Origin of the sequence: Bradyrhizobium sp. CSS354 (genome assembly GCF_029051725.1) — a bacterium.
Classification (GTDB): domain Bacteria; phylum Pseudomonadota; class Alphaproteobacteria; order Rhizobiales; family Xanthobacteraceae; genus Bradyrhizobium.
On record NZ_JAACFU010000003.1, the window covers coordinates 333,290 to 344,836 of the forward strand.

Here is an 11,547-nt window from a genome sequence, read left to right on the forward strand (position 1 = left end):
GGAGCGGCGGACTTACGCCGCGCCGCTCAAATAGGTCTCGCGCCGCCCGATCATGCGCTCGGCGGCGGCCTTGGCGTCGGCCTTCGAGGAGGTCGCGCAGGTCCGGTATTCGAGATCGGGGACGTCGGAGGCGTTGCGGCGGCCGAACCAGGACTTTGAACCGACCGGCAGCAATGCAAGCGCCTGCGCCAGATTGTCGACCGCGCCAAACGAATAGAGCGCACCGGTGCCGGCGATGCGGACCTCATAGATGCCGGGCGCGATCGGCGCTTCCAGGTTTTCGCCCCGTCCGGGACGGGGATAGCGCTTCCATTCGCTCCAGGTGGAAATCATCTGAGGTCCCCTCACGGCCGGTGGGCGGCCGCCAAATTTGCATCAAGTCTTAACGTTGGCCCGCGATTGAGCCCGGTGCTGAACGCCACAACTCACAAAATGTTTCAAGTGCTCGAAAACTTTTGAAACATTTCGCCCAGGCCATCCAAGGTCACGGCTGGTTGCGGCCATCCACCGAAGATTGTGACGGCGTGTTGCGGTTCGGCCTGTTGTCGTCCTGCGTGGGTGACGGACCGTCAAGTCACGACATCGCGACCGCGGCAGGTATGTGGATGTGCTTGCCGCGCGGCGCCCGCGGGAGGACAATCGATCGCTTCCAACAATAATCAAACCGGAGGAAACGCGTATGCAAGGCAAAGCTGAGATCGACCAGATTCTGCGCCAGAAGAGCGAAGCCAAGGAGATTCCGGGCGTCGTCGCCATCGCCGCCAGCGGTACCGACGTGCTGTATCAGGGCGCGTTCGGCAAGCGCGACCTGTCCAAGCCGGATGCGATGACCGCCGACAGCGTATTCTGGATCGCATCGATGACGAAGGCGGTGACATCGGCCGGCGCGATGCAGCTCGTCGAGCAAGGCAAGCTGTCGCTGGATGCGCCGATCGGCGACGTGTTGCCCGATCTCGCCAAGCCGCAGGTGCTCGAAGGTTTCGACGCCAAGGGCGAACCAAAACTGCGGCCGGCCAAGGGGCCGATCACGCTGCGCCAACTCATGACCCACACGGCAGGCTTCTGCTACAACATGTGGAACGGCGATCTCGCGGTCTATCTGGACAAGAACGGCATCCCCGCCATCACCACCTGCCAGAACGCGGCGTTGAAGACGCCGATCATGACTGATCCGGGCACGCGCTGGGAATACGGCACCAATATCGATTTCGTCGGCAAGGCGGTGGAAGCTGTCAGCGGCAAGCGCCTCGATGCCTATCTGCGCGACAATCTGTTCGCACCGCTCGGCATGAGCGATACCGCTTTCAAGATCACCGACGACATGCGCAAGCGCCTGGTCGGCATGCATGCGCGCGGCGAGGATGGCCAACTCGCCGCGATCCCGTTCGAGCTCGAGCAGGAGCCCGAATTCCACATGGGTGGCGGCGGCCTCTATTCGACCGCAGCCGACTATATCAGGTTTACCCAGATGATCCTGAACAAGGGCCGCGGCAACGGCAATCAGGTGCTGAAGGCCGAGACCGTCGCGACGATGGGGCAGAACCACATCGGCGACCTCGCCATGGGCAAGATGACCACGGCGGCGCCGATGTACACCAACGACGTCGATCTCTACCCCGAGCAGGTGAAGAAGTGGGGCCTCAGCTTCATGATCAACACCGCCAAGACCACCGAGGGGCGCAGCGCAGGCAGCCTTGCCTGGGCTGGCCTCGCCAACACCTATTACTGGATCGACCCGGCGCGCGACGTCACCGGCGTGATCCTGATGCAGCTGCTGCCGTTCGCCGACGCAAAGTGTCTCGAGGCTTTTGCCGGCTTCGAGCGCGGCGTCTATGCCGGGCTCGATGCCGGCAGCGGGCAGAAGGCGGCATGAGGCGCGCCTGACTCTCACGACGCGTCACGGCCGGGCTTGTTGTCCCGGCCGTCACGCAGCTGGCTGGAGGACACCATTTTGGCAGACAAAGCCGACAGTTACGTTTGCGGCATCTCCGACACGCCGCTGCTCGGCGACACGATCGGGCGCAGCCTCGATCAGGCCGCGCGGCGCTGGAGCGATCGCGAGGCGCTGGTCTCGCCCAGCCACGGCGTGAGATGGACATGGAAGGAGTTTGCCGAGCGGGTCGACGCGCTCGCCGCCGGCTTTGTCGCGCTCGGCCTCGAACGCGGCGAACGGATCGGCATCTGGTCGCTGAACCGGCCGGAATGGACGCTGACACAATTCGCCGCTGCCAAGGCCGGTCTCATCCTGGTGACGATCAATCCGGCCTACCGGCTGAGCGAGCTGGAATTCGCGCTTCACAAGGTCGGATGTAGCGCCATCGTCACCGCGACGGCGTTCAAGACCAGCAACTACATGGATATGCTCAACACGCTGTTGCCGGAGCTTGCGAGCGCCAAGCCCGGGCAATTGCGCGCCGCGCGGCTACCGGCCCTGCGCATCGTAATCCAGATCGGCGGCCCCGCCTGCCCGGGCACGATCCCGTTCGACGAGGTCGCCGGCATGGGTGGAACCCTGCACCGCGAGCAGCTCGCCGCGCTCGCTGCCGCCCTGCAATTCGACGATGCCGTCAACATCCAATTCACCAGCGGAACGACGGGATCGCCCAAGGGCGTGACGCTGACCCACCACAATATTCTCAACAACGGCTATTTCGTCGGCCGCGCCATGCGCCTGACCGAAGCGGACCGCATCTGCATTCCGGTGCCGCTCTATCATTGCTTCGGCATGGTGATGGGCAACCTCGCCTCAGTCACGCTTGGCGCAACGATGGTCTATCCCGGCGAGGGGTTCGATCCGCTCGCGACGCTGCGGACGATCGAGCAGGAAAAATGCACAGCGCTGTACGGTGTGCCGACGATGTTCATCGCCGAACTCGACCACGGCGAATTCTCAAACTTCGATCTGACATCACTGCGCACCGGCATCATGGCCGGTGCACCCTGCCCGATCGAGGTGATGAAGCGCGTCAACAGCGAGATGAACATGGGCGAGGTCACGATCGCCTATGGCATGACCGAGACGAGCCCGGTCAGCTTCCAGAGCGCCGTCGACGATCCGCTCGATCGCCGCGTCTCGACGGTCGGGCGAATCCATCCGCATGTCGAGGTCAAGGTCGTCGATCTCGACGGCAAGATCGTCAAGCGCGGCGAACGGGGCGAGCTCTGCACCCGCGGCTACAGCGTGATGCTGGGCTATTGGGAGGAGCCGGAGAAGACCGCGGATGTGCTCGACGCCAACGGCTGGATGCATACTGGCGACATCGCCATTATCGACGATCAGGGTTATTGCAACATCGTCGGCCGCATCAAGGACATGGTGATCCGCGGCGGCGAGAACCTCTATCCCCGCGAGATCGAGGAATTCCTCTATCGGCAACCCCAAGATTCAGGACGTGCAGATCTTTGGCGTTGCGGATACCCGCTACGGCGAGGAGCTCTGCGCCTGGATCCGCGTCAGGTCCGGCGAGACGCTGACGATGGAAGAGGTGCGCGCCTTCTGCGACGGACAGATCGCCCACAACAAGATTCCGCGATACGTGGAATTCGTCGACGAGTTTCCGATGACCGTGACCGGAAAGATCCAGAAATTCCTGATGCGCGACGAGGTGGAGCAACGGCTTGGGCTGAAAGCCGCGAAGACTGCGTAGGTTGCCAACCCAATCGTCATTGCGAGCGCAGCGAAGCAATCCAGAATCTTTCCGCAGAGGCAATCTGGATTGCTTCGTCGCTGCGCTCCTCGCAATGACGGGAGAGAGAGCAGAGCGTTACACGGTCAGGCCGCGTTGCCCCGCGAGCTCCTTCAGCGACACAAGCGGCCGCGCGCCGATGTGCTGGATCACTTCGGCGGCTGCGAGCGCGCCGAGCTCGCCGCACTGCTTGAACGGCAGGTTGCGCGCCAGCCCATACAGGAAGCCAGCAGCGAAGAGGTCGCCGGCGCCGGTGGTGTCGACGAGTTTCGCGATCGGAGACGCCGGCGCTGCGACTGCGTCAGTTGGCGTCACCACCACGCAACCCTTCTCGCTGCGAGTGACCACGCCGAGATTGACGTCGTTGCGCAGCTGCTTGAGCGCGGTGTCGAAATCCGAGGTCTGGTAGAGCGAATGCAGTTCGGACTCGTTGGCGAACACGATGTCGACGGTGCCGTTGCGCATCAGCCCGAGGAACTCGTCGCGGTAACGATCGACGCAGAAGGAATCCGACAACGTCAGCGCCACCTTGCGCCTGGCATCATGGGCGATCTTGGCCGCCTTGACGAAGGCGTCCTTGGCGTTCTTGGGGTCCCAGAGATAGCCCTCGAGGTAGACGATGCCGGCCGCGGCGATCTCGGCCGGGTCGATATCGGCGGGCGACAGGTCCTGCGCGGCGCCGAGATAGGTGTTCATGGTGCGCTCGCCATCATCTGTCACCAGGATGTAGGAGCAGCCGGTCGCAGGGCCGTCCTTCGCCGCGGGCGTGTTGAAGGCGACGCCGGCCGCGCGGATATCGTGGACGTAGAGCTTCCCGATCTGGTCGTCCTTGACCTTGCCGACATAGGCGGCGCGCGCCCCGAGGCTGCCGATGCCGACGATGGTGTTGGCAGCCGAACCGCCGGAAACTTCCGTCGCCGGGCCCATGTCCTTGTAGATGGCGGCGGCCCGCGCCTCGTCGATCAGGGACATGCTGCCCTTGGTCATGCCGTGCTTGCCCAAGAAGGCTTCATCGGTCTTGACCAGCACGTCGAACAGCGCGTTGCCAATGCCGAGAACGTCATATTTCACGTCAGCCATTCACCTTGATCCTGTTTGGCGGATTGCGATACCCGCGGAAATCCGCTTCCTGTCGGTCTGAAATCTGGCTCGCGGCCTATCACGACCGGCCCTTCGCGGGCAAGCAACGGTATTATGCTGTTCCGATGATCCGCTCCTTCCTGACCGTCTCGACGGGGACGCTGGCTTCACGGCTGCTGGGCTTTGCACGCGATTCCCTGATCGCGGCGCTGCTCGGCACCGGCGCCGTGGCGGACGCGTTTCTGGCGGCATTTCAGCTCGTCAATGTGGTGCGGCGCCTGCTCAGCGAGGGGGCGCTGAATGCGGCGTTGATCCCAGCCTGGCTGCGCGTTGGTGACCGCGAAGGCGAGGCGGCTGCGGCGGCGTTCGCGGGACGCGTGCTCGGCACCGTGAGCGCGGGCCTGATCGCGATCTCGATCGTGATTGCACTGCTGATGCCGCTGATCATCATGATCATCGCGCCGGGCTTCGTCGGCAGCGCATCGCTCGATCTCGCCGTCCAGAATGCGCGGCTGATGCTGCCATATCTCGCCTTCGCGGGACCCGTCACGGTGCTGATGGGCCTGCTCAATGCGCAGGGGCGCTTTGCACTCACCGCGTTCTCGCCGCTGCTGTTCAACATCGCCCTGATCGCCGCGATCGCAGCACTCCTGCTGTGGCACGCCGATGCAATCGTCGCCGCGTGGATGCTGGCGGCCACCGTCGGCATCGCGGGCCTATTGCAGCTCCTGATGCTGCTGTCGCAGCGAAGCGCGCGTCTGGCGACACCGCTGCGCGTGAGCTTCGACAAGGACATGCGCGGCTTCTTCGCCAAGGCGATCCCGGGCATGATCGCAAGCTCCGGCCCGCAATGGCTGATGGTGGCCGGCGCGATCATCGCCTCCGCCACGCCCGCCGCGGTCTCCTGGCTCTATTTCGCCAACCGTCTGATCGAGCTGCCGCTTGGCATTGTCGGGGTCGCCATGGGTACGGTGCTGGTGCCGGAGCTGACGCGCGCGGTGAGGAGCGGCGATCGTAATGCGGTTGCGCATGCGGAATCGCGCGCACTGGAACTCGCGACCGGGCTGGCGCTGCCGGCGACGTTCGGCCTGATCGTACTCGCCGAGCCGATCGTGCGGCTGCTGTTCGAACACGGTGCCTTTGGCGCGGAGGACAGCGCGGCCACGGCGCACGCCCTGATGTGGCTGGCGCTGGGACTGCCGGCTCACGTGCTGATCAAGGCGCTGTCCCCGGCCTATTTTGCCCGTAGCGACACCATGACGCCGCTGCTGGCGACAGCGAAGGGGTTCGTGGTCGCGGTCGCGCTCGCGATCCTGCTCAGTCACTTCCTCGGCGCAAGCGGGATCGCCGCCAGCATTGCCGCCGGCGCCTGGAGCAGTGCGATCTCGCTGCTCCGGAAAGGCAGCAGTGAATTCGGCTTCTCGGTCGATGCCGCCGCCCGCAAACGGCTGCCGCGAATCGTGCTCGCCGCGCTCGTCATGGGCGCCCTGCTCTGGCTGACCGCGGGCCTCTTGCCTTCGGAGGCCCATGGGCTCATCCGCTTCATTGCGCTGGGCTCACAGATCGGCGCCGGAATCGTCGTCTATGGCTTGCTCCTGCAAATCCTCGGCGTCGCGTCCTGGCGCGAGGCGGCCGGTGCCTTGAAGCGCCCCGCCCAGCCCGATCCCGGCGCCTGAGGTTAGCGAAATACCCTTGACGGGGCAGCGCCGCTGTTGGAAACGACGCCCGATTGTCTCCAGGAAAGCTTGCCAGGACAGCTAACCATGCCATTCGTTGAACGGGTTTTTTCGGGTGTCCAGCCGACGGGCAATCTGCACCTCGGCAATTATCTCGGCGCGATCGTCAACTTCGTGAAGATGCAGGAAACCCACAACTGCATCTATTGCGTGGTCGACATGCACGCGATCACGCAGGGCGTGGACGTCTGGGGTGGACCGGTCGAGCTCGCGCGCAACACCCGCGAGGTCACCGCGGCGTTCATCGCCAGCGGCATCGATCCGAGCAAGCACATCGTGTTCAACCAGAGCCAGGTCTCGGGCCACGCCGAGCTCGCCTGGATCTTCAACTGCGTCGCGCGCATGGGCTGGCTGGGTCGCATGACCCAGTTCAAGGAGAAGGCCGGCAAGGACCGCGAGAACGCGTCCGTCGGGCTGTTCGACTATCCCGTGCTGATGGCGGCCGACATTCTGCTCTACCGCGCCACCCACGTGCCGGTCGGCGAGGACCAGAAGCAGCATCTCGAGCTCTCGCGGGATATCGCGCAGAAATTCAACAACGACTTCGCTGACTCGATCCGCAGCCAGGGCGCCAACGACGGTCTGTTCTTCCCGCTGCCGGAGCCCCTGATCACGGGCCCGGCGACGCGCGTGATGAGCTTGCGCGACGGCACCAAGAAGATGTCGAAGTCGGATGCGTCGGACAATTCGCGCATCAATCTGACCGACGACGCCGACACCATCGCGCAGAAGGTGCGCAAGGCCAAGACCGACCCGGAGCCGCTGCCGACCGAGGAGAAGGGTCTCGAAGCGCGCCCCGAGGCCGACAATCTCGTCGGCATCTACGCAGCCCTCTCGGGCCGCTCCAAGGCCGACGTGCTCAGGGATTTCGGCGGCGGCCAGTTCTCCAGCTTCAAGAATGCGCTGGTGGAGCTGTGCGTCACCAAACTCGCGCCGATCGCCGGCGAGATGAAGCGCCTCGTCGCCGACCCCGGCCATATCGACGCGATCCTGAACGACGGCGCCGACCGGGCCCGCGCGATCGCCGACGAGACCATGAAGCTCTCGAAGGACATCGTCGGCTTCATTCGCCCGCGCTAAGGCGCGTTCGCGCAAACGCGGCCGACGCCACCGCGCCGGCCGCTTCTGCTCTCCCCAAGCACGACGGAGTGTGGCAGCATGTCAGCCGTGCACATTCCGGGACATGCATGACCAGCAAGCGACTTTGCTTCGAGCCGGGTCACAAGCCCAAATGCCTCGTCATCGTCGACGACACCGCCGAATGGGATCGCGCGGTCTACTATGCCAGCCGCTGGGCGATCCGCGCCGGCGGCGGCGTGGTGATGCTCCGCATCATCGAGCCCGAACAGCAGAGCCAGGAATGGCTGGGGGTCGCCGACATCATGCGCGCTGAAGCGCAAGAGGCGGCAGAAGCCGCGCTCGACCGTGCCGCCGGCCGCGCCAACGGCATCGCCGCGATCACGCCGGAACGGGTGATCCGCGAAGGCGGCGCCATGGAACAGCTGCTGGCGGTCATCGACGAGGACCCCGACATCGCCATGCTGGTGCTCGCAGCGAACCCCGGCGCGGAGGGCCCGGGGCCCTTGGTCAACCTGCTCGCGCACGCGCTGGGCACGTTCCCGGTGCCGGTGACGGTCATTTCCGGCGCGCTGAGCGACCAGAGCGTGGATTCGCTGTCGTAACCCAGGCCCTCGTCATGCCCGGGCTCCCGGCCATGACGCCGCGGGAGTTTGGCACCTCTACACTAACCCGCTGATATAACAGGTGAACGGCCAACTTACCCCTTGACCGTGCGTTCGCCGTCGCCATCTGCTAGTGGATAGAGCACGCGCCGGCCTTGAACCGGCGACGTCTGGAGAAAACCATGTTCATTCAAACCGAAGCCACCCCCAATCCCGCCACGCTGAAGTTCATTCCCGGCCGCGTCGTGGTCGACGGCGGTCCGATGGAATTTGCGAGCCGCGAATCGGCCGCACGCTCGCCGCTCGCCGAAAAGCTGTTCGAGGTCCCCGGTGTCACCGGCGTGTTCTACGGATCGGACTTCATCACCGTGACGAAGGCGAACGGTGAATGGCAGCAGCTCAAGCCCGCGATCCTCGGCGCCATCATGGAGCACTACATGTCCGGCGCGCCGCTGCTCGCCGACGGTGCGGCCGCGAGCGATGTCGATCTCGACGACGAGGACGAATTCTTCGACGAGGCCGATGCCGAGACGGTCGACATGATCAAGGATCTGATCGAGACCCGCGTGCGGCCGGCGGTCGCCAATGACGGCGGCGACATCACTTTCCGCGGCTTCAAGGACGGTATCGTCTATCTCAACATGAAGGGCTCCTGCGCCGGCTGTCCGTCATCGACCGCAACGCTCCAGCACGGTATCCAGAACCTGCTCAAGCACTTCGTCCCCGACGTGGTCGAAGTCCGGCCGATGTAAATTGCACGCGCGACCCATCAATTTGGACTCCGTCATGCCCGGGCTTGTCCCGGGCATCCACGTTCTTGGGGCGCAAAGTCGTGGATGGCCGGGTCAAGCCCGGCCATGACGACCGGGATGATGCTATGATCGTTCCATGCTGATCCTCGCCATCGATACCGCGCTGGAAGCGTGCGCGGTTGCCGTTCTCGACACCGATTCCGGCCAGCTCCTCGCGCAGGAGCAGCTTCTGATGAAGCGCGGCCACGCCGAAGCGCTGATGCCGATGATCGCGCGCGTGATGCACTCAGCCAATCTCGCCTTCACCGCGCTCGACCGCATCGCGGTCACCATGGGCCCCGGAAGTTTCACCGGCCTGCGCGTCGGCATTTCGGCGGCCCGCGGCCTTGCGCTTGCCGCGAAGCGGCCCGCCATCGGCCTGACCACCTTGTCGGCCTATGCCGCCGCCGTCGTCGGCCAGAGCGGAGCGGCGCCGGTGATCTCGGCGATCGACGCGCGGCACGACCACGTCTATTTCCAGATCGTGGCCGGTGACGGCAGCCAGCTGGTGCGGCCGGGCGTCGCTCCCATCGACGAGGCGATCGCGGCTTCGCAATTCGGCGCGCCGCATCTGGTCGGCAATGCCGCGAAGATCCTCGCCGAGCGCTGGCCGAAAGCTATGCCGCAGCCGGTCGCGGTCGACGCGCAGCCCGCGCCCGACATCGGCTGGGTCGCATGGCTTGGCGCCGCGGCCGATCCCGCGACAAATCCGGCGCGGCCGTTCTATCTGCGAGCGCCCGACGCAAAGCCGTCCGCACAACTGCCGCTTGCAGCACAAGCCGCAAGCTCATGATGAGATGGATCTCGGAATGGTGGCGCGGCGGCACGGCCGTCGTCGAGCCGGCTGTCGCGCGCGACGTCGCACGGCTCGCGCAGCTCCACGGCGCCTCCTTCGCACGCGGTTGGGGCGAAGGCGAGTTCGAGAGCATGCTCAGCGAGCGCAACACGCTAGTGCACCGGTTGCGCGTCGGCCGCAACACCGTGGGCTTCGCGGTGTCGCGGATCGGCGCGGACGAAGCGGAGATCCTCTCGATCGCGGTCGACCAGGCCCATCGCGGCCGCGGCCTCTCTCGCACGCTGCTGATGACCCATCTCGGCCACCTGGCAGGGCGCGGCGTGCGCACAATATTTCTCGAGGTCGAGGAAAATAACCAGCCGGCGCGGCGGCTCTACGACCGAGCCGGATTCATGGTGGTCGGACGCCGCGAACGCTACTATAAGCAGCCGAACGGGGAACAATTGAACGCACTTCTGATGCGACGTGACTTGTCGTAACATTGATGGCAGAAAGCGCCCCGTCAGGCGGACATCACATGACTGGTCTTAAACCTTCCCCCGCTTCCAAGGCGTCCGGCATCGAGGCGCGCTGTGCCGCCACCGGCATGCGCATGACCGAGCAGCGCCGTGTCATCGCCCGCGTGCTTGCGGAGGCGGTCGATCATCCCGATGTCGAGGAACTGTACCGCCGCTGTGTCGCCGTCGACGACAAGATCTCGATCTCGACCGTGTATCGTACCGTCAAACTGTTCGAGGATGCAGGCATCATCGAGCGCCATGATTTCCGCGAAGGGCGCGCGCGCTACGAGCAGATGCGCGACAGCCATCACGACCACCTCATCAACCTGCGCGACGGCAAGGTGATCGAGTTCACCTCCGAGGAGATCGAGAAGCTCCAGGCAGAGATCGCCCGCAAGCTCGGTTACAAGCTGGTCGATCATCGGCTCGAACTCTATTGCGTCCCGCTCGACGACGACAAACCCACGAATTAAGTGCCCGTCGATCTCGTCATCTTCGATTGCGACGGCGTGCTCGTGGACAGCGAGGTGATCTCCTGTCGCGCGCATGCGGATGTGCTGTCGAGGCACGGCTATCCGATCACATCGGAACAGGTGCTGGTCCGCTTCCTCGGCGTATCCGAGAAAGACGCACGGCGAATGGTCGAACAGGAGATCGGCCGCAATCTTCCCGACGATATCGAGAGCCAGGTGAATGCGGCGACGCTGCAATTCTATGCCAGCGATTTGCAGCCGATCACCCATGTGGCCGCAGCGATTGGCGCAATCGATTTGCCCAAATGCGTTGCGTCGAGCGGCACGCCGGAGAAGATCCACCATGGCCTGACCTGCGCCGGTCTCTACGATCTGCTTGCTCCGAACATCTTTTCCGCGAGCCAGGTCGCACGCGGCAAGCCCGCGCCCGATCTTTTCCTGTTCGCCGCCGCGCAGATGAAATTCGCGCCGGAGCGGTGCCTCGTGATCGAGGACAGCGTCCCCGGGGTGACCGGCGCGCATGCCGCCGGGATGACCGTGCTGGGCTTTCACGGTGGCAGCCATTGCCCGCCAGGCCACGCTGAAAGACTACGGGCCGCCGGGGCCGGATCGACGTTCGACGATATGCGGCAATTGCCGGAACTGGTCCGGCGGGTCGCGGCGGATACCCTGGCGGGCTGAATCCCGCCTCTCGGCGTCATTCCGGGCGATGCGCCAGCATCGAACCGGGAATCTCGTGCCAAAACCTCCGGATTCCGGGTTCGCGACTGCGTCGCGCCCCGGAATGACGACCGAAAAGACCC

At 64.9% G+C, this 11,547-nt stretch carries 11 protein-coding genes and 1 pseudogene; 10 read left to right on the forward strand and 2 right to left on the reverse strand.

Going from position 1 to position 11,547, the window contains the following annotated elements:
* Positions 1–12: 12 nt before the first annotated feature.
* The gene (locus GWG67_RS08560) at positions 13–333 is read right to left on the reverse strand and encodes a hypothetical protein (RefSeq protein WP_007603877.1); all 321 of its coding nucleotides are present in this window, start codon (positions 331–333) and stop codon (positions 13–15) included.
* A gap of 346 nt (positions 334–679) precedes the next feature.
* Between GWG67_RS08560 and GWG67_RS08565 the strand changes: the two genes are divergently transcribed.
* Complete coding sequence (locus tag GWG67_RS08565; protein WP_275168737.1) at positions 680–1,873, forward strand: serine hydrolase; 1,194 nt, start codon at positions 680–682, stop codon at positions 1,871–1,873.
* A gap of 78 nt (positions 1,874–1,951) precedes the next feature.
* Positions 1,952–3,647 (forward strand): annotated as a pseudogene (locus tag GWG67_RS08570) (AMP-binding protein).
* A gap of 117 nt (positions 3,648–3,764) precedes the next feature.
* On the opposite strand, the gene GWG67_RS08575 reads toward GWG67_RS08570, so the two are convergent.
* Positions 3,765–4,766, reverse strand: coding sequence for an adenosine kinase (locus tag GWG67_RS08575; protein WP_275168738.1), 1,002 nt, complete (start codon positions 4,764–4,766; stop codon positions 3,765–3,767).
* Between the two features lie 125 nt (positions 4,767–4,891).
* Between GWG67_RS08575 and murJ the strand changes: the two genes are divergently transcribed.
* The 8 genes from murJ (at position 4,892) to GWG67_RS08615 (ending at position 11,425) form a co-directional block, all read left to right on the forward strand.
* A complete protein-coding gene (gene murJ, locus GWG67_RS08580) occupies positions 4,892–6,442 on the forward strand; it encodes a murein biosynthesis integral membrane protein MurJ (protein WP_275168740.1) in 1,551 nt (516 codons plus the stop codon).
* Positions 6,443–6,529: 87 nt separating this feature from the next.
* Positions 6,530–7,582, forward strand: coding sequence for a tryptophan--tRNA ligase (gene trpS / locus GWG67_RS08585; protein WP_275168741.1), 1,053 nt, complete (start codon positions 6,530–6,532; stop codon positions 7,580–7,582).
* 107 nt (positions 7,583–7,689) lie between these two features.
* Positions 7,690–8,184, forward strand: a complete 495-nt coding sequence (locus GWG67_RS08590) for a universal stress protein (protein ID WP_275168742.1) — start codon at positions 7,690–7,692, stop codon at positions 8,182–8,184.
* 182 nt (positions 8,185–8,366) lie between these two features.
* Positions 8,367–8,936, forward strand: a complete 570-nt coding sequence (locus GWG67_RS08595) for a NifU family protein (protein WP_275168744.1) — start codon at positions 8,367–8,369, stop codon at positions 8,934–8,936.
* 136 nt (positions 8,937–9,072) lie between these two features.
* On the forward strand, positions 9,073–9,768 hold the full coding sequence (tsaB, locus tag GWG67_RS08600; RefSeq protein WP_275168746.1) for a tRNA (adenosine(37)-N6)-threonylcarbamoyltransferase complex dimerization subunit type 1 TsaB: 696 nt from the start codon (positions 9,073–9,075) through the stop codon (positions 9,766–9,768).
* Positions 9,765–10,250, forward strand: coding sequence for a ribosomal protein S18-alanine N-acetyltransferase (rimI, locus tag GWG67_RS08605; RefSeq protein WP_275168748.1), 486 nt, complete (start codon positions 9,765–9,767; stop codon positions 10,248–10,250). The genes tsaB and rimI overlap by 4 nt, the downstream gene beginning before the upstream one ends.
* A 38-nt stretch (positions 10,251–10,288) precedes the next feature.
* Complete coding sequence (locus tag GWG67_RS08610) at positions 10,289–10,744, forward strand: Fur family transcriptional regulator (protein WP_275168750.1); 456 nt, start codon at positions 10,289–10,291, stop codon at positions 10,742–10,744.
* On the forward strand, positions 10,745–11,425 hold the full coding sequence (locus tag GWG67_RS08615; RefSeq protein ID WP_275168752.1) for an HAD family hydrolase: 681 nt from the start codon (positions 10,745–10,747) through the stop codon (positions 11,423–11,425).
* The last annotated feature ends 122 nt before the right edge of the window (positions 11,426–11,547 follow it).

What these genes read in the sequence shown, in the direction of transcription:
- GWG67_RS08560 (WP_007603877.1), bottom strand. Translation starts at nt 333, where the DNA reads ATGATTTCCACCTGGAGCGAATGGAAGCGCTATCCCCGTCCCGGACGG.
- GWG67_RS08565 (WP_275168737.1), top strand. Translation starts at nt 680, where the DNA reads ATGCAAGGCAAAGCTGAGATCGACCAGATTCTGCGCCAGAAGAGCGAA.
- GWG67_RS08575 (WP_275168738.1), bottom strand. Translation starts at nt 4,766, where the DNA reads ATGGCTGACGTGAAATATGACGTTCTCGGCATTGGCAACGCGCTGTTC.
- murJ (WP_275168740.1), top strand. Translation starts at nt 4,892, where the DNA reads ATGATCCGCTCCTTCCTGACCGTCTCGACGGGGACGCTGGCTTCACGG.
- trpS (WP_275168741.1), top strand. Translation starts at nt 6,530, where the DNA reads ATGCCATTCGTTGAACGGGTTTTTTCGGGTGTCCAGCCGACGGGCAAT.
- GWG67_RS08590 (WP_275168742.1), top strand. Translation starts at nt 7,690, where the DNA reads ATGACCAGCAAGCGACTTTGCTTCGAGCCGGGTCACAAGCCCAAATGC.
- GWG67_RS08595 (WP_275168744.1), top strand. Translation starts at nt 8,367, where the DNA reads ATGTTCATTCAAACCGAAGCCACCCCCAATCCCGCCACGCTGAAGTTC.
- tsaB (WP_275168746.1), top strand. Translation starts at nt 9,073, where the DNA reads ATGCTGATCCTCGCCATCGATACCGCGCTGGAAGCGTGCGCGGTTGCC.
- rimI (WP_275168748.1), top strand. Translation starts at nt 9,765, where the DNA reads ATGATGAGATGGATCTCGGAATGGTGGCGCGGCGGCACGGCCGTCGTC.
- GWG67_RS08610 (WP_275168750.1), top strand. Translation starts at nt 10,289, where the DNA reads ATGACTGGTCTTAAACCTTCCCCCGCTTCCAAGGCGTCCGGCATCGAG.